The sequence below is a fragment of the Streptomyces sp. NBC_00354 genome (assembly GCF_036106915.1).
Classification (GTDB): domain Bacteria; phylum Actinomycetota; class Actinomycetes; order Streptomycetales; family Streptomycetaceae; genus Streptomyces.
In genome coordinates, this window is record NZ_CP107983.1 from 2260611 (window position 1) to 2284588 (window position 23978).

The following is a 23978-nucleotide window of genomic DNA, read 5'->3' on the forward strand; positions in this document are numbered from 1 at the left end:
CTTGCCGGTGGTGGGGATGCGTGAACCGTCGACGGCCCGCCGGTCACGTCTGTCCGCCCGCGGAACCCGTCGCGGCCGGCGTACGCGGCACCTCCCGGTCCGCGGCCGCGGCGCCGACCGCGTCCGCGGCGATGTGGTCGGCGTCGTGCACGAAGTCGCTCCACATGCCGGGCCGGCTGCTGCCCACCTGCATGAACCAGCGGGTGTGCTCGGTCGGGATGCCCAGGACGTACAGGCCCCGGTCGGGAGCTCCTTCGCGGCCGAGCGGGTGGTACGGGCTGCGGCCGACTGCCACGCCGCCCGTGTCGAAGGCCGTTGCTCCCGTGCCGTTGACGTAGCTGGTCCACACCCCGCGCTCGCGCAGCGCGCCGGTGAGCGGGCTGAGGTCGGTGCGCACGTCGGGGTTCGGGATGCGGGCGTCGATCAGGGTGTCGACCGCGATCTGCGAGCCGGCCACCCGGGGGGAGGACAGGACGAACCGGCCCTCGGCGGGGTCGGTCCGGAACTCGGTCCGGGGGCCGACCAGCCGCAGGAGCCCGCAGTCGATCAGCGCCAGGACCTGCCGGATCCTGACCTCCGGCGGCCCCGCGGCAAGGAACGAAGCGCGTGGCACGTACCAGCCGAGGAAGTCCTCCCGGTGGGACGCCCCGGCCAGGCCCGAGAAGTCGACCAGCGTGCGGAGCACCCAGCGGCAGTCGCGCATCACGTCGAGCGCCGCCTTGAGCGGCGAGTCGACGTTCCCCTGGACCGCATGCCCGAGGTCACGCTCCAGCACGGCCCTGAGCATGTCGTCGTACGAGGACGGTGACGCGAACTCCGTGGTCTCGAACGGCCGGGCCAGTGCGTCGAGGTCGAGCGGCGGCAGGTCGCCGACGCCGAACCGGGCGGCGATGGCGGACACGTCCGGCACCTCGGTCCCGGCCGCCGCCGACGCGGCCTTCGCGATGAAGCGCTCGCGTACGTCGGCCCCGTACCGGGAGCGCAGCGCCGTCCCGTAGTAGACCAGGTCCATCTCGGCCCGCAGCCAGGGCAGCACCTGGCTCCTGAAGTCGAGCGGGCCTTCGGGGTGGCCGCGCCGTACCCGCTCGGGGGTGAACAGGACGGGCGGGTAGGAGTAGGTGGGCGGCTTCTGGTTCCGTCCGCGGGCCGGCAGCGGCAGGCCGCTGCGGGACCCGGCCACGATCACCGGTTCGGCGCCGCTCGGCCGGTAGGCCAGCTTCCCGTTCCCCTGATCGGTGAACCGTCCTCCCCGGCCCACCGTCAGCGCGGCCATCACGTCGAAGAACGACAGGCCGAGGCCGATGACACCGACCGGGGTGCCCGGGGCGATGGCGGACAGCGGCATGTCGGCCGCCGAGTCCCCCCGGATGTAGCGCAATCTGGGGTGCCCGGCGGCGAACCCGGCCAGTTCCTCTTCCCAGCCGCTCGGACTGTTGAGGGAGTGCCCCGTGGTGAGGACGACGCGGTCCGCGTCCAGCCGGCTGCCGTCCGACAGGGTGAGCCGGTACGTCGTCCCGGTGCGGTCCAGGTCGTCCACCCTGCCGTGGACGCGGTGCAGGCTCACGCCTGCGGGAAGGGCGGCCTCCACCGCATCGAGCACGAAGCGGAGGTAGCGCCCGTACTGCGCGCGCGGCGCGTAACCGTCGCGGCCGGGGCAGTCCGGGTCCACGGACTGCCACCACTCGACGAACGAGGGGCCGGATCCGGCCCGCGGCCGGTCCGTGTCGGGCAGTCCCGAGAAGGCGGATATCTGGCCTGCGACGGTGTTCATCAGGAACCAGTCGGGCTGATCCGTGCGGTAGACCCGGCCGGCGCCGACCTCGACCGCATCGATCAGATACAGCTCCGTCGCCCTGCCCTCCCCCTCGGGTTCGGCCGCCAGCCGGCTGACGAGCCGCTCCACGACCATCATGCCGCGCGGTCCACTGCCGACCACCGCGATCCGACGGGCCGTCATGCTGCCACCTCCTTGGTGCTGTTGAACGCCCGGACGATCCGGGGATAGCTGCCGAGCGACACGACGGTGGCCCTGCGCCGGAGCACCGCCACCGCCTCCGACAGCTGTGCCTCCTCGATGTGCCGGTCCACTTCGAGTACGAAGCTGTAGCGGCCGCGGGGCGAACCGAGTGGCCAGGCCTGGATCCAGGCGAGGTTCACGTTGCGCTCGGCCAGCTCGGCCAGCACGCTCGCGAGCGTGCCCGGCCCCGCGTCGTCGGCCGTGACCACGAGCGTGGAGCGGTCCCGGCCCGTGAGCCCCGGCGGGGGCCCGGCACGGCGGACCGACACGAAGCGGGTCGCCGCGTCGTTCCGCTCGCCGATGCCCGCGGCCAGGACCTTCAGGCCGTACCGGCGCGCCGCTTCGGGGGCGGCCGCCGCCGCGTCCCACACCGCTCCCGACTCGGCCACGTGCTGCGCTGCCGCCGCGGTCGATGAGGAGACCACCACCTCGGCCTGGGGGATGTGCCGGGCGATCCACCGGCGGCACTGGTGGAGTGCGTGCGGGTGGCTGAGTACCCGCTTGATGTCGCCCGGCGCCGTACCGGGCTTCGCCATGAGGGCGAAGACCACGGGCACCTCGACCTCGGCATCGATGGCCAGCCGTCCCGCGTGCGAGACGAGTTCGCCCAGGGTGGCCGGCACCGTGCCGCTGACGGAGTTCTCCAGGGGCACCACCGCGCCCGTGATGTCACCGCTGCGGACGGCGGCCAGTGCGGCGGTGACGGTCGGGTACGGCACGGAAGGCAGCCCCGAGGCGGCCGGGACCAGGCGCAGCGCCGATTCGGTGAACGTGCCCCGGGGGCCCAGATATCCGAAACTCATCGGCCGACCGGCTCCAGGACGCGTCCGGCCAGCTCGCGGGCGAGCCGCTGCTTGACCACCTGGAGGTCCTCGCAGTCGCCGTCCACGCGCTCGCTCACGTGGACGCGGTACAACTCGGCCAGCTCCTGTTCGCCGACCCGGAGGCCCAGCTCGCCGAGCATGTGGCGCAGCACGGCGCGGCCGGAGTGGCGCCCGATCAGGAGGGAGCGCTCGCGGCCGAACCGCGACGGTTCGACGAACTCGTAGGTCGCGGGGTCGCTCAGGATGCCCTGCTGGTGGATTCCGGCGGCGGTGCCGAAGACGTACTTGCCGAAGATCGGCTTGTTGCGCGGCTCTTCCAGCTTGATGATCTCGCGGAGCCTGCCGTACACCCCGTACAGCGCATCGAGCTTGATGTCCGTGTACATCCCGAGCCGGTCCTGCTTGTACGCGAGCAGCGCGGCCAGTTCCTCCAGCGGCGTGTTGCCCGCCCGCTCGCCGATGCCGCCGAGGGTGGCCTGCACCTCGTCGGCGCCGGCCTCCAGGCCGGCCAGGGCATTCGCCAGGGAGAGGCCGAAGTCGTTGTGGCAGTGGGTGGACACGCGGATCGGCGGCGGCGCCCAGGCGCGGATCTTGGCGATCAGCTCCCCGTACTCCTGCGGGGTGTGGCACCCCGTGGTGTCCGCCAGGATGATGCAGGTCGCGCCCGAGTCGACCGCGGCCTCGGTGAGCGCCCGGAGCAGCTCGTCGTCACCGCGGCTGGCGTCTTCGATACCGACCGAGATGTGCTGGATGCCGAGGGACTTGGTGAACGCGACCGTGTCGACGATCTCCCGGATCGCGGCCTCCCGCGTGATGCCCCGCTTGTTCTCGAGGTGGATCCGGCTGCCGGTGGCCACCATCTGCACCTCGTGGTTGGCCGTGCCTCCGGCCTCGACCGCCGTCTCCACGTCCTTCCTGGTGGTCCGGGAGAACGTGGCGAACCGGGTACCGGAAAGGTGCTTGGCGATGAGCCGCGTCGCCTCGAAATCGCTGGGAGAGGATGCGGGGAATCCCGCCTCGACGCAGTCGACGCCCAACTCGGCGATACGCAGCGCTAATTCGAGCTTCTGCTCGGGCGACATCGCATTGCCGGGGGCCTGTTCCCCGTCGCGGAGTGTCGTATCGAAAACGGAAATACGTCGGCGATCGGCCAGCTTGCTCACATTTCCCCCATGCATAGTGAAAGACACTGGTTGGCCCGGCCCTGCCCCGCCGGGACGGTGGTCCCGCGGGGCAGGGCCGGAAAGCGGTTCAGTCGCCGACGCGGCCGGCGACGCCGTCGACCCAGCGTTCGGCGTGCCGATCGGCGGCGGCCTGGTCGCGGAAGGCGTACGTCTTGAGCAGCCAGCGCGAGCGCGAGCGCTCCGGATCGATCACCTCGATCTTTTCGCGGCTGTGCAGGCCGTTCTGGTTGGCGAACACCAGCAGGTCGCCCTCGAGGATGCGGTGGCGCTTCTTCTCGGCCCGGGTCAGCGCGTTCTTCAGCGCGATGAGCGCGTCCTTGGCCTCCGTCGGCGCCCCGGGCGCGACGGTGGTGTGGGTGTCGAGGTAGCGGATCCCGTAGTCGCCCTCGAGGATCGGGTGCTGATCGGAGACGGTCAGGCCCTGGTTGTTGTCGCGCGAGACGACGTCGAACGGCGTGACGAAGTGGCTTTCGCGCAGGATCCGCTGTTCGTCTGCGGTGAGCCCGGCGCGCAGTGTCCGGCCCTCGACCAGGCTCGTGTACGTGAACTCCTCGGTGGGGCAGCGCATGCCGAGGAGCGTGATGAAGTCCGCCCGCACGGGGTGGGCCGTACGGTCGTTGTGGTAGACGAGCTCGCCGTCGCTGTAACCGGTCTGCTTGCCGCTGTACTTGTTGATGGCGAAGACGTCGGTGAAGAAGTCGCCGTTGAAGCGCGTGGCGTAGGACAGCAGCGGTGTCCCGGTCAGCTGTCCGAAGAGCTCCAGGAAGGCCTCGCTGATGAAGGTCTTCTTCAGCGCACGCTTGTCGGCCTGCGGGTCGTCGTGCCCGAGTACCGGAATCTCCTTGTCGAGCGGGCAGTTGCGCAGGACGTGGGTGTCGGAGACGCCCGCTTCCCGCTCCGCCCGCACCTGCCGGGCCACCTCGACGAAGAAGTCCGGAACCTCCTTGCGGTCGATCACGTCCGCCACGGAACGGGAGAACGCGGGGTAGTCGTCGTAGGGGTTGCCCTTGGTGTTTTCAAGTGCCGAGTACAGAGCGTCCCGGTCGGCATCCGAGATGACGTAAAAAGGCTGCATTTCCCATCACTCCTGAAGAGACGTTGAATTCGTGGACACTGGGCGGCGCCCGGGCAGGCTCAGGCCACCGGCGCCGCGAACGCCTGGTCGACGGTGGTGACGGTCGCGGTACGGGCCAGCAGCTTCAGCGCGGCCTCGTGGAGCTCGGCGTCCCCGGTCACCGTGGCGTCTTCGAGCACCTCGACCTGGTAGTCGCGGTCGTGGCCCTCACGCGCGGTGGAGAGCACGACCAGGTCCGTGGTGGCTCCCGTCAGCAGCAGGGTGTTCACGCCGTGCGCCCGGAGCACCAGGTCGAGGTGGGTGCCGTGGAACGGGTTGACGCGCCGCTTCTCGATGACGGGCTCGCCGGCGGCCGGCTTCAGGGCATCGACCACCTGCGTGTTCCACGTGCCCAGCACCAGCCGGTCGCCGTCCCGTGCCTCCGCGAAGAGCGGCGACCCCGCGGGCCAGTCCGCATGGCCCGGGGAGAACCCGACCACGACGTAGATCACCGGAACACCCTGCTCGCGGGCCTGCTCGATGGCCTTGGCCGTACGCTCGATCACCCCCCGTTCGATGATCTGGGGAAGGCACACGTCGGCGTAGCCGCCGTCCGGATGGGCGATTGCGTTGATCAGGTCCAGTACGAGAAGGGCAGGAATCCTCTTCATGACAACCTCACAAGTGGGGTAACGGGGTAATGGAGTAATGGAGTAACCGAGAACTCAGAAGGTGACGGGAAGGCTGCGCCGGCGGGCTCGCTCGTACCCCGCGATGTCGTCCTCGTACTGCAGCGTCACGTCGATCGGGTCGAGGCCTTCCAGCAGCCGCTGCCGGGCGGCATCGGTCAGCGTGAACGGCTGGACGACCTTCCCGCAGCGCACCTCGCACTCCTCGAGGTCCACGACGACGGGCACCGAGGCATCCGTTTCGACCTGCTGCCACAGGTACTCGATCGTCTCGACCGGGCACTCGACCGTGAGCAGTCCCTTCATCAGGGAATTGCCGCGGAAGATGTCCCCGAAGCGGGGTGCGAGCACGACGCGGAAGCCGAACTTCTGCAAGGCCCACACTGCGGATTCGCGGGAGGATCCGGTGCCGAACTCGTTGCCGGCGATCAGCACGGTGGCACCCTGGTACTGCGGCAGGTTCAGCGCGAACTCGGGGTCGTCGCGCCAGTCCGCGAAGAGCGCATTGGCGTGACCGGTCTTGCTGAAGTACGGGACGTAGCGCGCCGGGATGATCTGGTCGGTGTCGACGTTGCTGCGGCGCAGCGGGAGTGCCGTGCCGGTGTGAACGGTGAACTTCTCCATGGTGTGACGGAACCTCACAAGTCGGTGGGGCCGGCGATGCGGCCCGCCACAGCGGTGGCGGCGGCGACGGCCGGGGAGGCGATGTGGGTGCGCGACCCCTTGCCCTGCCGCCCCTCGAAGTTGCGGTTGCTGGTGGACAGGGCCCGCTGGCCGGGCCGCAGGCGGTCCTCGTTCAGCGCACAGCACATGGAGCAGCCGCCCACCGCACGGAAGTCGGCGCCCGCCTCCGCGAAGACCCGGTCGAGCCCCTCGGACAGCGCCTGCCGGTGCACCGCGGCCGAGCCGGGCACGATGAGCATGTGCAGGTCGTCCGCCACCCGGCGCCCCTCGAGGACGGACGCGACCTCGCGCAGGTCCTCGATCCGCCCGTTGGTGCAGGAGCCGACGAACACGGTCTCGATGGCGATGTCCCGCATCGCCGTGCCGGGCCGCAGGTCCATGTACTCCAGGGCGCGTTCCGCGGCCACCTGCGCCTGCGCATCGGCGAAGTCGCCGGGGGCGGGCACCCGGCCGTGCATCGGCACGCTCTGGCTCGGGTTGGTGCCCCACGAGACGTACGGCACCACGGTCGCGGCGTCGATGACGACTTCCTTGTCGAAGACCGCGTCGTCGTCGGTCCGCACCGACGCCCAGTACGCCAGTTCCGCTTCCCAGTCGGCCCCCTGGGGCATTCCGGGACGCGTGCGCAGGTAGTCGAACGTCACCTGGTCGGGCCCGATCAGCCCCGCCCGCGAACCGGCCTCGACGGACATGTTGCACAGGGTCATCCGGGCTTCCATGGACAGCGCGGAGACCGCCTCGCCCCGGTACTCGATGACGTGCCCCTGGCCTCCGGCGGTGCCGAGCTGCGCGATCAGCGTCAGCACGAGGTCCTTGGCGGTCACGCCGTCGGCCAGCCGCCCGTTGACCGTGACCGCCATGTCCTTGAGCCGCGGCATGGACAGCGTCTGGGTGGCCAGCACGTGCTCGACCTGGCTGGTTCCGATACCGAATGCGAGCGCCCCGAAGGCCCCCAGGGTCGTCGTGTGCGAATCGCAGCAGACGACGGTCATTCCCGGCCGGATCAACCCGAGTTCGGGCCCGATGACATGTACGATGCCCTGCCCCGGGTCGCCGAGCCGGTGCAGCGGGATGCCGAACTCGGCACAGTTCTGCCGGATCAGCATCGACTGCCGGCGCCCCGCCGCATCACTGATCATCCTGTTCAGGGACAGTGTCGGAGTGTTGTGATCCTCCGTGGCAACGGTGAGGTCCGGCCTGCGCACGCGCCGGCCCGACGCCCTCAGATCGTCGAACGCCTGAGGCGTGTTGACCTCGTGCAGCAGGTGCAGGTCAATGAATACGAGGTCGTCTTCTCGGCCATCCCCCCGTCGGACGGTGTGCTCATCCCAGATCTTGTTTGCCAGTGTCGAACCCATGTGCACCAACACTGGTTCGTCCCGGCCCCCCGGTCATCGGCCGTTGGCTGAGACCCCCCGCCCCTCACCCCCGCCCCTCCCCCGAAGGTGGAGAACCGATCCTCCCGAGGTTGAGAACAGACGGAGCACCGCTGGAGCCACCAACGAAACAAGCCCCGGCGCCCCGGTCGCGTGCAGACACACGACCGGACCACCAGGGCTTCCGATGCAACGGGCACGAGAGCACCCGTCGCCCTCTCAGACGTCGTCGCGGACCGGCTCCAGGATCGCGACGCACTCCACGTGGTGGGTCATCGGGAAGAGGTCGAAGACGCGGAGGGTGCGGACCTTGTAGCCGTTGTCCTTGAAGTAGGCCAGGTCGCGGGCCAGGGCCGCCGGGTCGCAGGCGACGTAGGCGATGCGGCGGGCCGAGAGGCCGGCGATGTGGCGGACCGTCTGCTTGCCGGCTCCGGCGCGCGGGGGGTCCAGGACGACCAGGTCGCACTCCGTGATGCCGGTCTTCGGGAGGACCGTCTCGACCTTGCCCTGCTCGATGCGGACCCGGGGGAAGTCCGCCAGGTTGTGCCGGGCGTCCTCGACCGCGCGCTTCGTGGACTCGATGCCGAGCACCGCGCCCGCCTCGCCCAGGCGCTCCGCCAGTGCGCCCGCGAAGATGCCGACGCCGCAGTAGAGGTCGAGGGCCATCTCGCCCTTGCGCGGCATCAGGCCCTGCATGACGGCCTTGATCAGGGTGTCCGCGGCCTGCGGGTGGACCTGCCAGAAACCGCCCATGCCGACGCGGTACGTACGGCCGTCCGCGCGCTCCCGTACGAAGGGGCGGCCGTGGACCCGGTGGACCCCGCCGTCCTTCTCCTCGACCCGGAGGACCGAGACCGGCTTGTCCAGCTCCACGAGGGGGAGACGGCCGCCGGGACGCGGGGTGAGGACGACCTGACGGTCGCCGGAGCCGGAGGCGGCGATCGCCTCGACCGTGGCCATCTGGGGCCAGTCCTGCTTCTCGATGCCCAGCTCGCTGACGCCCGGCGCCGCGATCATGCAGTGGTCGATCAGCTCGATGTCGTGCGAGCGGTGCTTGCGCAGACCCGCGTTGCCGTCCTCGTCGATGGCGAACTGCACGCGGGTGCGCCACTGCGGCACCTGCCCGGCCGGCAGCTTGTCACCCTCGGCCGGCATGACCGTGCCGTCCCAGCCGGCCTCCTCCGGGGTGAGCCCGGCGAGCCGCTGCAGCTGCTCGGCGACGACCTCGCCCTTGAGCCGGCGCTGGGCGCCCGGCTTGGCGTGCTGCCAGTCGCAGCCGCCGCACTTGCCGGGTCCGGCGTACGGGCACGGGGCCTCGACGCGGTCCTTGGAGGCGTCCAGGACGGTGATCGCGTCGGCGCGCAGGAAGCGGGAGTCCGCCTCGCCCTCCGTGATCTTCGCGATGACCTTCTCGCCGGGCAGCGTGTGGCGGACGAACAGGACCCGCCCGTCGGAGGTCCGGGCGATGCAGTGCCCGCCGTGCGCGACGGGGCCGACCTCGACCTCGTACTCCTCCCCGACCAGTGACTGCTTCTCGTTCTGCTCGGTCATGGTGGGGAGACTCCAAGTTTCAAAGGTCGTCAAGGTTCATGCTTCATGTTCATGCTTCATGTACAACGGCCGGACAGCCGACCCACCAGTTTACGTGGATCCTGTCCGGCCGTTTGCCACGCCGTACTCGGCGCCCGGGCTTGCCTCCCCGGGCCTACTTCCCCGCGCGGTCCTTCGGGCGCGGGGTGTCCACCGGTCCGCGGCGCACCGCGCCCGGGGCGTTCCACTCCTGCCGCTTCTTCGCCCGCCTCTTCGCGAGCTCCGAGGACTCCAGCTGGTACGGCACCGAGGTGACCATGACGCCAGGGGTGAACAGCAGGCGGCCCTTGAGCCGCAGTGCGCTCTGGTTGTGCAGCAGGTGCTCGTACCAGCGGCCGACGACGTACTCCGGGATGTACACGCTGACGGCGTCGCGCGGGTTCTCGCTGCGCAGGCCCTTCACGTACTCGATCACCGGGCGGGTGATCTCGCGGTACGGGGAGTCGAGGATCTTGAGCGGTACGTTGATCCCGCGCCGCTCCCACTCCTCCCTCAGCGCCTTGGTCTCGGCCGCGTCGACGCTGATGCTGAGCGCCTCCAGGGTGTCCGAGCGGGTCAGCTTGGCGAAGGCCAGGGCGCGCAGCGTGGGCTTGTGCACCTTGGAGACCAGGACGATCGAGTGGACCCGGGAGGGCCGCACGCTGTCGTCGCTGGGGCCCTCCGCGGCGGCGATCTCGGCGGAGACCCGGTCGTAGTGCTTCCGGATCGCGGTCATCGTGCCGTAGAAGATCACCATGCCCAGCAGGGCGACCCAGGCGCCGTGCGTGAACTTGGTGGCCAGGACGACGACCAGGACCAGCCCGGTGAAGATCGCGCCGAAGGTGTTGATCGCCCGGGAGCGGTGCATCCGGCGCCGCGCGGCCTGGTCCTTCTCGGTGCGCAGGTGGCGGTTCCAGTGCCGGACCATGCCGATCTGGCTCAGCGTGAAGGAGACGAACACGCCGACGATGTAGAGCTGGATCAGCTTGGTGGAGTCGGCGTCGTAGAGCCACACGAGCAGGATGGCCGCGCCGGCGAGCAGCACGATGCCGTTCGAGAAGGCGAGCCGGTCGCCGCGGGTGTGCAGCTGGCGCGGCAGGTAGCGGTCCTGCGCGAGGATCGAGCCGAGCAGCGGGAAGCCGTTGTACGCGGTGTTCGCGGCCAGGAACAGGACGAGCGCGGTGGCGGTCGCCAGGACGATGAACAGGAAGCTGCCGTTGCCGAAGACGGCCTCGGCCACCTGGGAGATCACCGGGTGCTGGACGAACTCGGGGCCGACGGGGACGCCGTTGTCCAGCAGGTTGGTCGCGGGCGCCTCGGCCATCCTCACGTCGGTGGCCATGGCCAGGCCGATGATCCCGCAGAACATGGTGACCGCCAGGGCGCCCATCAGGGCGAGGGTGGAGGCGGCGTTCTTGCTCTTGGGCTTGCGGAAGGCGGGGACGCCGTTGCTGATCGCCTCGACGCCGGTCAGGGCGGCACACCCGGAGGAGAAGGCCCGCAGCAGCAGGAAGACGAGCGCGAAGCCGGCCAGCCCCTGGTGTTCCGCCTTGATCTCCAGGTGGGCCGTCGGGGCCTCCATGGTGTCGCCGGCGACGAGGCCGCGCCAGGCGCCCCAGGCGATCATCACGAAGACGGCGCCGACGAACACGTACGTCGGGATCGCGAAGAGTTTCCCGGATTCCTTCACGCCGCGCAGATTCATCAGCGTGAGCAGAAGAATCATGATCACCGCCGAGAGCACCTTGTGCTCGATGACGAAATCGACGGCGGAGCCGAGGTTCTCGACTCCGGAAGAGATCGATACGGCGACGGTCAGGACGTAGTCGACGAGCAGGGCGCTCGCCACCGTGAGTCCGGCCTTGGGCCCGAGGTTGGTGTTGGCGACCTCGTAGTCGCCGCCGCCGCTCGGGTACGCGTGGACGTTCTGGCGGTACGAGGCGACCACGGTGAACATCAGCACGACGACCGCGAGCGCGATCCAGGGGCTGAAGTGGTACGCCGACACACCCGCGATCGACAGGACCAGCAGGACCTCGCCGGGGGCATATGCCACCGAGGAGAGCGGGTCGGAAGCGAAGACAGGGAGGGCGATCCGCTTGGGGAGGAGCGTTTCCCCGAGGCGGTCGCTGCGTAGCGCCCGGCCGATCAGGATCCGTTTGGGCACGTCGGTCAGTTTGGACACGCAGAGGATCGTATGCGTTCGAAATCCGGCTGACGAACCCCCCGCCGGTATTCCAGGGCAATGAGTCGTCGTCTGCGCCGCAAAGGTCACAACGGGGACCGCCCGTGTGTAGCTTGGGCCATGGTCTGAGACCCTGTGAAGCCAGAGCATGCAATGAGGCTGGGAACCAGCGAGCGCTGACAGCCGGAAGGACGGCCGTGCACATCGTCATTATGGGCTGCGGAAGGGTGGGCTCCGCCCTCGCGCAGACCTTGGAACAGCAGGGGCATACGGTCGCGGTCATCGACCAGGACCCCACCGCATTCCGCCGGCTGGGAGCCGGATTCGGCGGCCGCCGCGTCACCGGGGTCGGCTTCGACCAGGACACGCTGCGCGAGGCCGGGATCGAGGAAGCGGGCGCTTTCGCAGCCGTCAGCAGTGGTGACAATTCCAACATCATCGCTGCCCGCGTGGCGCGCGAGATGTTCGGTGTCGAGAACGTCGCCGCCCGCATCTACGACCCGAAGCGCGCCGAGGTCTACCAGCGCCTGGGCATCCCGACCGTCGCCACCGTGCGGTGGACCGCCGACCAGATGCTGCGCCGGCTGCTGCCGTCCGGGGCCGAGCCGCTGTGGCGCGACCCGAGCGGCGGGGTCCAGCTCGCCGAGGTGCACACCTCCGCCGCCTGGATCGGGCACAAGGTCAGCAAGCTGCAGGACGAGACCGGCGTCCGCGTGGCCTTCCTCACCCGACTGGGCGAGGCGATGCTGCCGACGTCCCAGACGGTGCTGCAGGAGGGCGACCTCGTCCACGTGATGATGCGTACGGACGAGATCGACAAGGTCGAGGCGGCCTTCACCGAGGGCCCCGAGGAGGCACACGCATGAGGGTCGCGATCGCCGGAGCCGGCGCGGTGGGCCGTTCCATCGCGGGCGAGCTGCTGGAGAACGGGCACGAGGTGCTGCTCGTCGACAAGGCGCCGACCGCCATCTCCGTGGAGCGGGTGCCGCAGGCCGAGTGGCTGCTGGCCGACGCGTGCGAGATCACCTCGCTCGACGAGGCCGCGCTGCAGCGCTGCAACGTCGTCATCGCCGCCACGGGCGACGACAAGGTCAACCTGGTCGTCTCCCTCCTGGCCAAGACCGAGTACGGGGTCCCCCGGGTCGTGGCCCGCGTGAACAACCCGAAGAACGAGTGGCTCTTCAACGAGTCCTGGGGCGTCGACGTGGCGGTCTCCACGCCGCGTCTGATGTCGGCCCTGGTCGAGGAAGCCGTCAGCGTCGGCGACCTGGTGCGGCTGCTCCGCTTCAGCCACGGCGACGCCAACCTCGTCGAGCTGACCCTGCCCCCCGACTCCTCGGTCGCCGGGACCCAGATCAGCGAGATCACCTGGCCCGAGGACACCTCGCTGGTCACGATCATCCGCGGCAACCGGGTCCTGACCCCGCACGCGGAGGAGACCCTCGAGCCGGGCGACGAACTGCTCTTCGTGGCCGCCCAGGCCCGCGAGGAACAGCTGGAGGACCTCCTCCAGGCCCGTAACTGACGGCACGCGACACGACGAAGGGGCGGGCCCGACCATTCGATGGTCGGGCCCGCCCCTTTTCGCGTCACAGTCCGGCAAACCACCCAGCCCCACCGGCGTTCGAGGCGCGGGGGTCCGGGGGCAGCGCCCCCGGCGACGGCGCCGCACCCAGCCGGCGGAACCGGGTCAGGACCTGTGTTCCCGAGCGGCAGCGGCCTTGGCGGCCTCCTCGGCGGCGTCCTTGGCCTCCCACTCCGCGATCACGTCGATCGGCGGCGGCGCCTTCGCCAGGAACACCCACGTGAAGTACACCGCGAGCACCATCGGGGGCAGCTTCAGCGCGATGAGCACCCAGCCCAGCTGCGTCGCGTCCCCCCACCAGTACAGCGGGAAGAGGATCGCGTACTTCGCCAGGAAGATGAGCCCCCAGGCCAGACTGGCCTTGGTGTACGCCTTCTTACGCCCGGGGTTGCGGGTGCGCCAGGACAGGTTCTCCTTGAACACCGGGCCGAGGATCACGCCCAGCAGCGGGAACCCGACGAGCGCGGACAGCGTGAAGGCCACTCCCAGTCCGGCGCCGTAGATCATGCCGGGCAGGTAGAAGCCCTTGGCCGTGCCCGTGAACAGGGCGAAGGCCACGCCGACGCCCACGCCGAAGACCCCGCTGAAGGCGTGCTTCACGGTGTCCTTGCGCAGCAGCCGCACGATCACGAGCAGGACCGCGACGGCGCCCGCCGCGATCGCGGACATCTTCACGTCCTTGTTGACCGTGTAGATCATCACGAAGAGCAGCCCGGGGAGCATCGTCTCCACGGTGCCCCGGACGCCGCCGAAGGCGTCGAAGAGCGCCGCCTGGGTCACGGCCTTCTGGTCGGAGGCCGGATCCGGGGACGGCCCGCCCGCGGGGTCCGGGGTGGTCGGTTTGTCGAATGACGTCACCGGTCAGTGCTCCTGTCCGAGCGGTCGGAGTTCGTACTTCGGGTTGAAGAGGACCCTGCGGCCGTGGCTCATGGAGATGCGCCCGGAGGCGATCATGCGCCGGCCGGGCTCGATTCCCACGATCGAGCGACGCCCGAGCCAGACCACGTCCAGCCCGGCCGAGCCGTCGAAGAGCTCCGCCTCCAGGGCGGGCACTCCCGCGCGCGGCCGAAGGGTGACGGTACGCAGGGTTCCCGTCACCTTGACTATCTGGCGGTCGTGGCAGTCGCAGATCCGCGTGCACCCCGCGGCTTCTGCGTCCTCCTGCAGTTCCGCCGAATGCAGCTCCTCCTGCGAGGTGGACAGCCGCTCTATCATCCGCCGGAACCGGCCCGCCGGCCTGACCGGCTTGGCGGACTTCTCGGGACGCGGTTCAGCACTCATACAGGAAGCGTACCGGCGCCCCCGCTACCTCTCGAAGCGGTATCCCATGCCCGGCTCCGTGATGAAGTGCCGCGGGTGCGAAGGGTCCGCCTCCAGTTTGCGCCGCAACTGGGCCATGTAGACCCGCAGGTAGTTCGTCTCCGTGCCGTACGAGGGCCCCCAGACCTCCTGGAGCAGCTGCTTCTGGCTGACCAGCTTGCCGCCATTGCGGACCAGCACCTCGAGCAGGTGCCATTCGGTGGGCGTGAGCCGTACGTCGCGCCCCTCGCGCACGGCCTTCTTCGCGGCCAGGTCCACCGTGAAGCCGTCGGTCTCCACGATCACCTCGTCCTCGCCGGCGCCCGCGGACGGCTCGGCCCTGCGGACGGCGGCGCGCAGCCGCGCCAGCAGCTCGTCCATGCCGAAGGGCTTGGTGACGTAGTCGTCGGCCCCGGCGTCCAGGGCCTCGACCTTCTCGTCGGAGGTGTGCCGGGCCGAGAGGACCAGGATCGGCACCCGGGTCCAGCCGCGCAGGCCCTTGATCACCTCGATGCCGTCCATGTCGGGCAGGCCGAGGTCGAGGACGACCACGTCGGGGTGGCGGGCGGCCGCGAGCTCCAGGGCGCCGGCCCCGTCCGCCGCGGCGTCGACCTCGTACTTGCGTGCCTTCAGATTGATCACGAGGGCTCGGACGATCTGCGGCTCGTCGTCCACCACGAGCACCCGGGTCATCGAGGTCCTGCTTTCTGTCGTATCGGGTCGAGATCCATGAGGTCGGTGGTGCGTGCTCCGTCGTCCGGCGCGCCGTCCGCCGGTCCACTGTCGCGTGTCACGGCCCGCAGCGTCAGCACCATCGTGAGGCCGCCGCCCGGGGTGTCCTCGGCCGCCAAGGTGCCGTCCATGGCCTCGGCGAAGCCCCGGGCCACCGCGAGGCCGAGGCCCACCCCGGCGCCGCGCGGGGCGTCCCCGTACCGCTGGAAGGGGGCGAAGATCCGGTCCTTGGCCTCGTCGGGCACCCCGGGCCCGCGGTCCACGACGCGCACCTCGACCCGGTCGCCGAGGGAGCTGCCCGCGACCACCACCGGCTCCCCGGCCGGGCTGTACTTGACGGCGTTCTCCACCACGTTGGCGACGGCCCGTTCCAGCAGCCCCGGGTCCACCGCCACCATCGGCAGCGTCTCCGGGACGTCCAGCACCACGCTGTCCTCCGGTACGCCGCCCAGCGCCATCGGGACCACCTCGTCGAGGTCGATCTCCCGGATCAGCGGGGTCACGGTGCCGGTCTGGAGCCGGGACATGTCGAGCAGGTTGCCCACCAGGTGGTCGAGCCGGTCGGCGCCGTCCTCGATGCCTTCGAGGAGCGCGGCCCGGTCCTCCTCGGACCAGTCCACGTCGTCGGAGCGCAAGGACGACACCGAGGCCTTGATGGAGGCCAGCGGTGTACGGAGGTCATGGCTGACGGCGGCCAGCAGCGCGGTCCGGATCCGGTTGCCCTCCGCCAGCCGGCGGGCCTCCTCGGCCTCCCCGACCAGCCGCTGCCGGTCGAGGACCACGGCGGCCTGGGCGGCGAACGCGCCGAGCACGCGGCGGTCCTCGGCGGGCAGCACCCGGCCGGAGAGGGCCAGCGCCATGTGGTCCCCGATGGGCATGTCCACATCGGCCTCCTCGGGGCGGCCGACCGGGCGCGGGCCGACGCTGCCGGCCCGCTTCCAGGGCTCGACGTCGCCCGCCCGCTCCAGCAGGACCACGGACTCCATGGCGAAGGTCTCGCGCACCCGCTCCAGCAGCGCGTCCAGCGTGGTCTCGCCGCGCAGGACGCTGCCGGCCAGGAAGGAGAGGATCTCGGACTCGGCGCGCAGCCGCGCGGCCTGGTGGGTGCGCCGGGCCGCCAGGTCCACCACCGAGGCCACGGAGACGGCCACCCCGAAGAAGACGGCGATGGCCACGATGTTCTTCGGGTCGGAGATGGTGAGGCGGTGCACGGGCGGGGCGAAGAAGTAGTTCAGCAGCAGCGAGCCGAAGGCGGCCGAGGCCAGCGCCGGCCAGAGCCCGCCCAGCAGCGCGGCGGCCACGGTCAGCGAGAGGAACAGCAGCATCTCGTTGGCCAGGCCCGGGTCGGCGTTCACATGCGTGAGCAGCACGGCCAGCAGGGCGGGGAGGACCATCCCGACGACCCAGCCCGCGATGATCCGGGTCCGTCCGAGCCGGGCCGCCGAGCGGACCACGGGCAGGCCGCGGCCCCGGGCGACCTGCTCGTGCGTGACGATGTGCACGTCGAGGTCGGGCCCCGAGTCGCGGGCCACGGTGGCGCCGACGCCGGGGCCGAAGACGTACTGCCAGGCCTTGCGGCGGCTGGAGCCGAGCACGATCTGGGTGGCGTTGACGCCCCGGGCGAATTCGAGCAGCGCGTCGGGGATGTCGTCGCCGATCACATGATGAAACGTTCCGCCAAGATCCTCGACCAGCGTCCGCTGGACCGCGAGCTCCTTCGGCGAGGCCGCGGTCAGCCCATCACTGCGGGCGATGTAGACGGCCAGGATCTCGCTGCCCGAGCCCTTGGCGGCCATCCGGGAGGCGCGGCGGATGAGCGTACGCCCCTCGGGCCCGCCCGTGAGCCCGACGACGATCCGCTCGCGGGCCTGCCAGGTGGAGCGGATGCCGTGCTCGCCCCGGTACTGCTGGAGGTACTCGTCGGCCCGGTCGGCCACCCACAGCAGCGCCAGCTCGCGCAGGGCGGTGAGGTTGCCGGGCCGGAAGTAGTTCGACAGGGCCGCGTCGACCTTGTCGGACCGGTAGATGTTCCCGTGCGCCATCCGCCGGCGCAGCGCCTGCGGGGACATGTCGACGAGCTCGATCTGGTCGGCCCGCCGTACCACCTCGTCCGGCACGGTCTCCCGCTGCCGCACGCCGGTGATGGACTCCACCACGTCGCCGAGCGACTCCAGGTGCTGGATGTTCACGGTGGACACGACGTCGATGCCCGCCTGCAGCAGCTCCTCGACGTCCTGCCAGCGCTTGGCGTTGCGCGAGCCGGGCACGTTGGTGTGCGCGAGCTCGTCCACGAGCGCGATGGCCGGCCGGCGCGCCAGTACGGCGTCCACGTCCATCTCGGTGAATGCAGCGCCCCGGTACGAGAGCTCCTTGCGCGGCACCTGTTCGAGCCCGTGCAGCATCACCTCGGTGCGCGGCCGCCCGTGGTGCTCGACGAAGCCGACGACGCAATCGGCACCCCGCTCCACCCGGCGGTGGCCCTCGGAGAGCATCGCGTAGGTCTTGCCCACACCGGGTGCCGCGCCGAGGTAGATCCGTAGCTTGCCGCGTCCCATGCGCCCATTCTCCGGGACGTTTCCGCCGATCATGCACTTTTCCCGGCCGTCCGCCCATCCCTGACGGATCTCTGACACCCCGCGGGTACGACAGCGGGCCGTACCCCCGAAGGGGTACGGCCCGCGGCCGGAAACAGTCGCCGAGCAGGCGTCGCCGGGATCCGCCGGGTCAGCGGACCTCGGTGATCGTCGGGCCCTGCTCCAGCTGGCCCATGCCGCCGGAGAAGCGGGAGCCCTCCTGGTCCTCGGTCTGCACGCCGTCCGGCACCATCTGGGCGTCGTTCGGCAGCTTCAGCACGATCGGGTCGCGCGGAGCCATCGGGCCGTCGCCGCGCACGATGACGGTCTCCCGGAAGACGTGCTCGAGCACGCCCGCCGACTCGGGGCGCACCGCGCCCTGGCCGGAGATGACGCCCCGCAGGAACCAGCGGGGGCCGTCGACGCCGACGAAACGGACCAGCTGGGCGCCGGTCTGGCCGTCGGGCATGGGTACGGGCACCTGGGCGCGCAGCTCCCAGCCCAGCGGACCCTCGACCTCGTCGATGATGCCGCCCTGCTGGGTGATGCCCGTGGCGATCTCCTCGCGGACCTCGCCCCAGATGCCTTCCTTCTTGGGCGCCGCGAAGGCCTGCAGCTGTACGGCGCTGTCACCGAGGACGACCGTCGCGGCGACGATCGCGTCACCGGCGACCTCGACGCGCAGCTCCATGCCCTCGACACCCGGTACGAGAATGCCGCCCAGGTCGACGCGACCCTCGTCCGGCGCACCGGGCACCTCGGAGACGTCCCAGGGACCGTCGGGCCGCGGGGCGGGCGGCAGATTCACCCTGCGGGGCGCGGAGTCCTGCTCCTCGCCGCCGTCCTGTTCATCGGCAGCCACGCCGTCCACGACCTGCTCGGCCGCGCCGCCGTCCTTGGCGGAGTCGTTCTTCTTGCGACGTCCGAACACGTCACTGTCCTTCCCGGTCGGATACGACCGAAGCGTAGCCATTCCCACCCTGCTGACCAGCGCCGGATCCGGCCACGGCCGCATGACCGCCGGTGGAGCCGAAACCCCCCTCGGCCCGGGCCGAGCCGGGAAGTTCCGCCACCTCGTGGAAGCGCACCTTCTCGACCCTCTGGACAACCAGCTGGGCAATGCGGTCGAAGCGCTCGAACCGGACGCTCTCGCGCGGGTCGAGATTGACCACGATCACCTTGATCTCCCCACGGTACCCGGCATCCACCGTCCCCGGGGCATTCACGAGCGCGAGCCCGCAGCGGGCGGCCAGGCCCGAGCGCGGGTGCACGAAGGCCGCGTACCCGTCGGGCAGGGCGATGGACACGCCCGTGGGCAGCACGGTGCGCTCACCGGGCTCCAGCACGGCCGCCTCGGTGGTCACCAGGTCGCAGCCGGCGTCGCCGGGGTGGCCGTACGCGGGCAGGGGCACCTCGGGGTCGACGCGGCGGATCAGCACGTCGACGGGCGCGGGGTTGTTGTCAGACATCAGGGGTTCACCTCGAAGGCGCGTGCGCGCCTGACCTGGTCCGGGTCGGACATCGCCGCCCGGATCTCCTCGGGCCGACCGTTGTCGATGAAGTGGTCGACCTTCACCTCGATGAAGAGCGCGTCTGCGCGCACGGCGACCGGGCCCTCGGGCCCGCCTATCCGGCCGACCGCGGTGGAGTAGATCTTGCGCCCGGCGACGGCGGTCACCTCGGCCTCCAGGTACAGCACGGTGTCCACGGGCACCGGCCGCACGAAGTCCGTCTCCAGCCGTCCCGTCACCGCGATGACGCGCAGCAGCCAGTTCAGGGAGCCCAGCGTCTCGTCGAGCGCGGTGGCGAGCACGCCGCCGTGGGCGAGGCCGGGAGCGCCCTGATGGGCGGGCTTGACGGTGAACTCGGCGGTGACGCGCACGCCCTCACCCGCACGGGCCTCCAGGTGGAGTCCGTGGGCCTGGCCGTCGCCACAGCCGAAGCAGTGCTCGTAGTGCGCACCGAGCAGCTCGCCGGGTGCCGGGGCGTCGGGGTGCCGGACCGGCGCGGCGGCATCGGCCGGGGGCGTCAACGCTGTGTTTCGTCCACTCACAGCCGCAGACCTTACCCGCGCCGCTACCCGCGGGTCGCCTCGTGGCAGGCTTGCTGCCATGCAGCTCTCCCCCGCGCACCACGACGAACGTCTGACCGCCCCCCGCTCGTGGTGGGCCATCGCCGTACTCATCGGCCTCGCGTGCGCGTTGATGCTGCTGCCGCTGGGCACGCTGCCGCTGCTGGCCGGGCTGGTCGGGGGCACCGCGCTGGCGGGGATGCTGGTGAGTTCGTACGGCTCCGCGCGCGTGCGCGTGGTGAACGGTGCGCTGGCCGCCGGTGAGGCGCGGATCCCGGTGGCGGCCCTGGGCGAGCCCGAGGTGCTGGAGCCGGAGGAGGCGCGCGCCTGGCGCACGTACAAGGCGGACACCCGCGCCTTCATGCTGCTGCGCAGCTACGTCCCGACGGCGGTGCGCATCCCGATCACCGATCCCGAGGACCCGACCCCGTACGCGTACGTCTCCACCCGCGCGCCGCAGGCCCTGGCCTCGGCGATCCGGTCGGCCAAGGGCTGACCGGCCAAGGCTGACCGGCCGGGGGCAGAGGCCGGCAGGAGGCCGCACCGCGGGTCAGACCGGGGGCGGGTCGCCGGCCGGACCCTCCAGTGCGGCTCTGGCAGCCTCGGGAAGGGGCTCGGAGGGCTGCTCAAGGGGCGGGAGCTGCGGGAGCGAGTCCCACGCCACCGCCCGGCTCCGCAGGTCGGCACGGACCTTCTCGGCGAGTTTGCGGGTGTCCCGGCGGTTCATGACCGCGCCGACGGCGGCGCCCACCATGAACGGCAGCAGCATCGGCAGGTTGCGGAACGTCCGCTTCATGATCTGTTGGCGCAGTTCGCGCTTCATCTGCCCACCGAGCGCGATGTTCAGCGTCGTCGGCTTCGTCAGGTCCACCCCGCGCTCCTCCGTCCACGACGTCAGGTAGGCGAGGCTGCGGTCCTTGAGGTTGCCGGGGGCCCGCAGGCCGTACACCTCGTGGAGCTCCGCGATGAGCTTCAGCTCGATCAGTGCGACCCCGGTGACCTCCGCGGCCAGCTCGGCCGGCATGGCGGGCGGCACCGGCAGCATGGCCGCGGCTCCGATGCCCGCGCCGACGGTGGAGGTGCCGTACGAGGCGCCCGCGATCAGCTTGTCGGCAAGCTGATCGGGACCGAGGCCCGGGAACTGCGCGCGCAGGGTCGCGAGGTCCCGAACCGGAACGCGCGGTGCGTTCTCGATGATGCGGTCCGCAATGTGCAGGACGGCGGCCCTGGCATGTTCGCCGCCCTTGCGCACACCACTCTTGACCGCTTGCAGCCGACGAGCCCCGGACCTGCGCCGGGCCGCCTCGTCGGACTCTGTGGCCGACGGCACCGCCGCGGCGGTGCCTGAAGACACGGCGGGTACGCCGGGGGCTCCTGGGCCCGTTTCCGGGCCCGTGGCTCCCGCCTGCGTCTCCGCCGGATCACCAGCTTTCCGGAAGCGTCGCTTCCGGAACGGTGTCGAGCCGGTCACGGCCGACGCCTCTCAGTCGCAGTCGCGGCAGATCGGCTGACCGTTCTTCTCTCGTGCCAGCTGGCTGCGGTGGTGCACCAGGAAGCAGCTCATGCAGGTGAACTCATCGGCCTGCTTGGGCAGCACCCGGACGGCCAGTTCCTCGTTGGAGAGGTCCGCGCCGGGGAGCTCCATGCCCTCCGCCGCGTCGAAGTCGTCGACGTCGACGTTCGAAGACGACTTCTCGTTACGCCGGGCCTTCAGCTCTTCAATGCTGTCGTTGTCGACGTCGTCGTCGGTCTTGCGTGGGGTGTCGTAGTCCGTTGCCATTTTTCGCTCTCCCCCTCTGGGATTTAGCGGTGTCTCAGCGCACGTAACGCGCGAGAGGCCGGACTTGTGCCCGACCTGAGGCGGAGATTTTGCCTCACATCAAGGTCTGTTACTCAATCGACACCCAGCCGCACACCTGAAGGAGCGATTGGCTGGGATGACGACCGGGACCGTACACGGTCCGGGGGCCGTCTTGCACAAACGCCACCCCGTGTATTTCCCGCCGTTCGAGGGGCGGGAAACCCGGACTTCCCGGGCTTTCCGGCCCCCTTCGGGGTCACTGAACGCACATGACCCAACACTCGACAATGTGATCGATCACACAGCCGCCGCCCCCCCACCCTTCGGTCATTCAGCCAACAGCGAACAAGTGGCGAGGGGGCTCAGAGGGGCAAAGTGACACGCATCACGAGGCCACCGCCCTCGCGCGGCGTCGCGGAGATCCGTCCGCCGTGTGCGCGCGCCACGGAGCGCGCGATCGACAGGCCGAGCCCCACACCCTTGTCACTGCCCGTTCGCTCCGTACGCAGCCGCCTGAAGGGCTCGAAGAGGTTGTCCACCTCGTACGCGGGAACCACGGGACCTGTGTTCGAGACCACGAGGACTGCCTGGCCGTGCTGGGACTCGGTGGTGACCTCGACCCAGCCGTCCTCCGGCACGTTGTACCGGACGGCGTTCTGCACCAGGTTGAGCGCGATCCGCTCCAGCAGGACGCCGTTGCCCTGGACCACGGCGAGCGCCCGCTCGCCGCGGATCTCCACGCCCTTCACCGCCGCCTCCCCGCGCGCCTGGTCGATGGCGCGCGAGGCGACCTCCGCCAGGTCCACGGGCTTGCGCTCGACTATCTGGTTGTCGCTGCGCGCCAGCAGCAACAGGCCCTCGACGAGCTGCTCGCTGCGCTCGTTGGTGGCCAGCAGCGTCTTGCCCAGCTGCTGGAGCTCCACCGGCGCACCCGGATCCGACAGGTGCACCTCCAGCAGCGTCCGGTTGATCGCCAGCGGGGTGCGCAGCTCGTGCGAGGCGTTCGCGACGAACCGCTGCTGGGCCGTGAAGGCCCGCTCCAGCCGGTCGAGCATCTCGTCGAAGGTGTCGGCGAGCTCCTTGAGCTCGTCGTCCGGCCCGTCCAGCTCGATCCGCCGGGTCAGGTCGGAGCCGACGACCCGGCGGGCGGTCCGGGTGATCTTGCCGAGCGGCATGAGCACCCGCCCGGCCATGGCGTAGCCGAAGGCGAACGCGATGATGCTGAGGCCGAGCAGGGCCATCAGCGACCGGCTGAGCAGGTCGTCCAGGGCGTGCCTGCGCTGCTCCAGGATGCAGGTGTTGATCGCGGCGTTGAACTCGTCGTACATCTGGGGCTTGCCGACCACGCCGGGGCAGGTGCTGGTGACCTGGATGTCCGTGCCGCCCACGATCTTGAACGGCAGTCCGTTGCCCTCGCGCAGCGCCTGCGCCGCCAGCAGGTAGATGATCGACAGCAGCAGGATGCCGGCGATCAGGAACATCCCGCCGTACAGCAGCGTGAGGCGTATGCGGATGGTCGGTCGCAGCCAAGGGAAGGGACCCTCGGGCTGGCCGGGGTCCCAGGTCGGTCTCGGCGGCACCGTCGGTGGTGCCGGGGTCGCCGCCACCCGCGTCAGATCCGGTATCCGGAGCCAGGCACGGTCACGATGACCGGCGGCTCCCCGAGCTTGCGCCGCAGGGTCATGACCGTCACCCGCACCACGTTCGTGAAGGGGTCGGTGTTCTCGTCCCATGCCTTCTCCAGCAGCTGCTCGGCGGAGACGACGGTCCCTTCGCTCCGCATGAGAACCTCCAGCACCGCGAACTCCTTGGGCGCCAGCTGTACCTCCCTGCCCTCACGGAACACCTCCCGCCGGTTCGGGTCCAGCTTGATGCCGGCCCGCTCCAGTACGGGGGGCAGAGCCACGGTGGTGCGCCGCCCCAGGGCGCGCACGCGGGCGGTCAGCTCGCTGAACGCGAAGGGCTTGGGCAGGTAGTCGTCCGCGCCCAGCTCCAGGCCCTCCACCCGGTCGCTCACGTCACCGGACGCCGTCAGCATCAGCACGCGGGTGGGCATGCCGAGCTCGACGATCTTCCGGCAGACGTCGTCACCGTGCACGAGCGGGAGGTCCCGGTCGAGCACGACCACGTCGTAGTCGTTCACCCCGACGCGCTCCAGGGCCGCGGCGCCGTCGTACACGACGTCCACGGCCATGGCCTCCCGGCGCAGCCCGGTGGCCACCGCATCGGCGAGCAGCTGCTCGTCCTCGACGACGAGTACGCGCACGTCGTTTCCTTCCATCGAGCCCTGAGGGCACACGTGTATTGCGTCGTCCATCCTGCACGTTTCAGCCGT

The 23978-nt window shown here is 70.6% G+C and carries 23 protein-coding genes; 3 read left to right on the forward strand and 20 right to left on the reverse strand.

Features of this window, described 5'->3' with window-relative positions; genetic code table 11:
- Positions 1 to 43: 43 nt before the first annotated feature.
- The 9 genes from OHT74_RS10100 to OHT74_RS10140 all read right to left on the reverse strand — a co-directional run bounded on the left by OHT74_RS10100 (position 44) and on the right by OHT74_RS10140 (position 11582).
- Positions 44 to 1957, reverse strand: coding sequence for an FAD/NAD(P)-binding protein (locus OHT74_RS10100; protein ID WP_328620080.1), 1914 nt, complete (start codon positions 1955 to 1957; stop codon positions 44 to 46).
- Entirely contained in the window at positions 1954 to 2820 is an 867-nt protein-coding gene (gene pheA, locus OHT74_RS10105; protein ID WP_266662778.1) for a prephenate dehydratase, read from the reverse strand. Before pheA ends, OHT74_RS10100 begins: the two co-directional genes overlap by 4 nt.
- The gene (locus OHT74_RS10110; RefSeq protein ID WP_328620081.1) at positions 2817 to 4004 is read right to left on the reverse strand and encodes a LeuA family protein; all 1188 of its coding nucleotides are present in this window, start codon (positions 4002 to 4004) and stop codon (positions 2817 to 2819) included. Before OHT74_RS10110 ends, pheA begins: the two co-directional genes overlap by 4 nt.
- 88 nt (positions 4005 to 4092) lie before the next feature.
- Positions 4093 to 5100, reverse strand: a complete 1008-nt coding sequence (locus tag OHT74_RS10115) for a TauD/TfdA family dioxygenase (RefSeq protein WP_266662782.1) — start codon at positions 5098 to 5100, stop codon at positions 4093 to 4095.
- Positions 5101 to 5159: 59 nt separating this feature from the next.
- Complete coding sequence (locus OHT74_RS10120; RefSeq protein WP_328620082.1) at positions 5160 to 5750, reverse strand: cysteine hydrolase family protein; 591 nt, start codon at positions 5748 to 5750, stop codon at positions 5160 to 5162.
- Positions 5751 to 5804: 54 nt separating this feature from the next.
- The gene (gene leuD, locus OHT74_RS10125) at positions 5805 to 6392 is read right to left on the reverse strand and encodes a 3-isopropylmalate dehydratase small subunit (protein WP_266662786.1); all 588 of its coding nucleotides are present in this window, start codon (positions 6390 to 6392) and stop codon (positions 5805 to 5807) included.
- Between the two features lie 14 nt (positions 6393 to 6406).
- Positions 6407 to 7810, reverse strand: a complete 1404-nt coding sequence (leuC, locus tag OHT74_RS10130) for a 3-isopropylmalate dehydratase large subunit (RefSeq protein WP_328620083.1) — start codon at positions 7808 to 7810, stop codon at positions 6407 to 6409.
- Between the two features lie 237 nt (positions 7811 to 8047).
- Positions 8048 to 9379: a class I SAM-dependent RNA methyltransferase gene (locus tag OHT74_RS10135; protein WP_328620084.1), complete on the reverse strand. Its 1332-nt coding sequence runs from the start codon at positions 9377 to 9379 to the stop codon at positions 8048 to 8050.
- Between the two features lie 154 nt (positions 9380 to 9533).
- Positions 9534 to 11582 (reverse strand): APC family permease, encoded by a 2049-nt coding sequence (locus OHT74_RS10140; RefSeq protein WP_266662824.1) that lies wholly within the window; start codon positions 11580 to 11582, stop codon positions 9534 to 9536.
- Between the two features lie 197 nt (positions 11583 to 11779).
- On the opposite strand from OHT74_RS10140, the gene OHT74_RS10145 reads away from it, so the two are divergent.
- Both OHT74_RS10145 and OHT74_RS10150 read left to right on the forward strand, forming a co-directional pair.
- A complete protein-coding gene (locus OHT74_RS10145; protein WP_266662847.1) occupies positions 11780 to 12448 on the forward strand; it encodes a potassium channel family protein in 669 nt (222 codons plus the stop codon).
- A complete protein-coding gene (locus OHT74_RS10150) occupies positions 12445 to 13107 on the forward strand; it encodes a potassium channel family protein (RefSeq protein ID WP_266662849.1) in 663 nt (220 codons plus the stop codon). The genes OHT74_RS10145 and OHT74_RS10150 overlap by 4 nt, the downstream gene beginning before the upstream one ends.
- Positions 13108 to 13272: 165 nt before the next feature.
- On the opposite strand, the gene OHT74_RS10155 is transcribed toward OHT74_RS10150, so the two are convergent.
- From OHT74_RS10155 to OHT74_RS10185, 7 genes are all read right to left on the reverse strand, one after another.
- The gene (locus tag OHT74_RS10155; RefSeq protein ID WP_266662851.1) at positions 13273 to 14025 is read right to left on the reverse strand and encodes a DUF3159 domain-containing protein; all 753 of its coding nucleotides are present in this window, start codon (positions 14023 to 14025) and stop codon (positions 13273 to 13275) included.
- A gap of 3 nt (positions 14026 to 14028) precedes the next feature.
- Complete coding sequence (locus tag OHT74_RS10160; RefSeq protein WP_266662853.1) at positions 14029 to 14448, reverse strand: OB-fold nucleic acid binding domain-containing protein; 420 nt, start codon at positions 14446 to 14448, stop codon at positions 14029 to 14031.
- Positions 14449 to 14472: 24 nt separating this feature from the next.
- Positions 14473 to 15159: a response regulator gene (locus tag OHT74_RS10165; RefSeq protein ID WP_266662855.1), complete on the reverse strand. Its 687-nt coding sequence runs from the start codon at positions 15157 to 15159 to the stop codon at positions 14473 to 14475.
- Positions 15156 to 17753, reverse strand: coding sequence for a sensor histidine kinase KdpD (locus tag OHT74_RS10170; RefSeq protein WP_328620085.1), 2598 nt, complete (start codon positions 17751 to 17753; stop codon positions 15156 to 15158). Before OHT74_RS10170 ends, OHT74_RS10165 begins: the two co-directional genes overlap by 4 nt.
- A gap of 169 nt (positions 17754 to 17922) precedes the next feature.
- Complete coding sequence (locus tag OHT74_RS10175) at positions 17923 to 18702, reverse strand: DUF3710 domain-containing protein (protein WP_266662859.1); 780 nt, start codon at positions 18700 to 18702, stop codon at positions 17923 to 17925.
- A 1-nt stretch (position 18703) separates the two neighbouring features.
- A complete protein-coding gene (dut, locus tag OHT74_RS10180) occupies positions 18704 to 19240 on the reverse strand; it encodes a dUTP diphosphatase (protein ID WP_266633983.1) in 537 nt (178 codons plus the stop codon).
- Positions 19240 to 19824, reverse strand: a complete 585-nt coding sequence (locus OHT74_RS10185; RefSeq protein ID WP_266662862.1) for a PaaI family thioesterase — start codon at positions 19822 to 19824, stop codon at positions 19240 to 19242. The genes dut and OHT74_RS10185 overlap by 1 nt, the downstream gene beginning before the upstream one ends.
- Positions 19825 to 19882: 58 nt before the next feature.
- Between OHT74_RS10185 and OHT74_RS10190 the strand changes: the two genes are divergently transcribed.
- Positions 19883 to 20338, forward strand: a complete 456-nt coding sequence (locus OHT74_RS10190) for a DUF3093 domain-containing protein (protein ID WP_266662864.1) — start codon at positions 19883 to 19885, stop codon at positions 20336 to 20338.
- A 54-nt stretch (positions 20339 to 20392) separates the two neighbouring features.
- Here OHT74_RS10190 and OHT74_RS10195 read toward each other — a convergent pair whose 3' ends face one another.
- The 4 genes from OHT74_RS10195 to OHT74_RS10210 all read right to left on the reverse strand — a co-directional run bounded on the left by OHT74_RS10195 (position 20393) and on the right by OHT74_RS10210 (position 23909).
- Positions 20393 to 21313 (reverse strand): hypothetical protein, encoded by a 921-nt coding sequence (locus tag OHT74_RS10195; RefSeq protein WP_266662866.1) that lies wholly within the window; start codon positions 21311 to 21313, stop codon positions 20393 to 20395.
- Positions 21314 to 21325: 12 nt separating this feature from the next.
- Positions 21326 to 21622, reverse strand: coding sequence for a DUF4193 domain-containing protein (locus tag OHT74_RS10200; protein WP_053676268.1), 297 nt, complete (start codon positions 21620 to 21622; stop codon positions 21326 to 21328).
- A 383-nt stretch (positions 21623 to 22005) separates the two neighbouring features.
- On the reverse strand, positions 22006 to 23250 hold the full coding sequence (locus tag OHT74_RS10205) for a sensor histidine kinase (RefSeq protein WP_266662868.1): 1245 nt from the start codon (positions 23248 to 23250) through the stop codon (positions 22006 to 22008).
- A gap of 5 nt (positions 23251 to 23255) precedes the next feature.
- Positions 23256 to 23909, reverse strand: a complete 654-nt coding sequence (locus OHT74_RS10210) for a response regulator transcription factor (protein WP_030154340.1) — start codon at positions 23907 to 23909, stop codon at positions 23256 to 23258.
- Between the last annotated feature and the right edge of the window lie 69 nt (positions 23910 to 23978).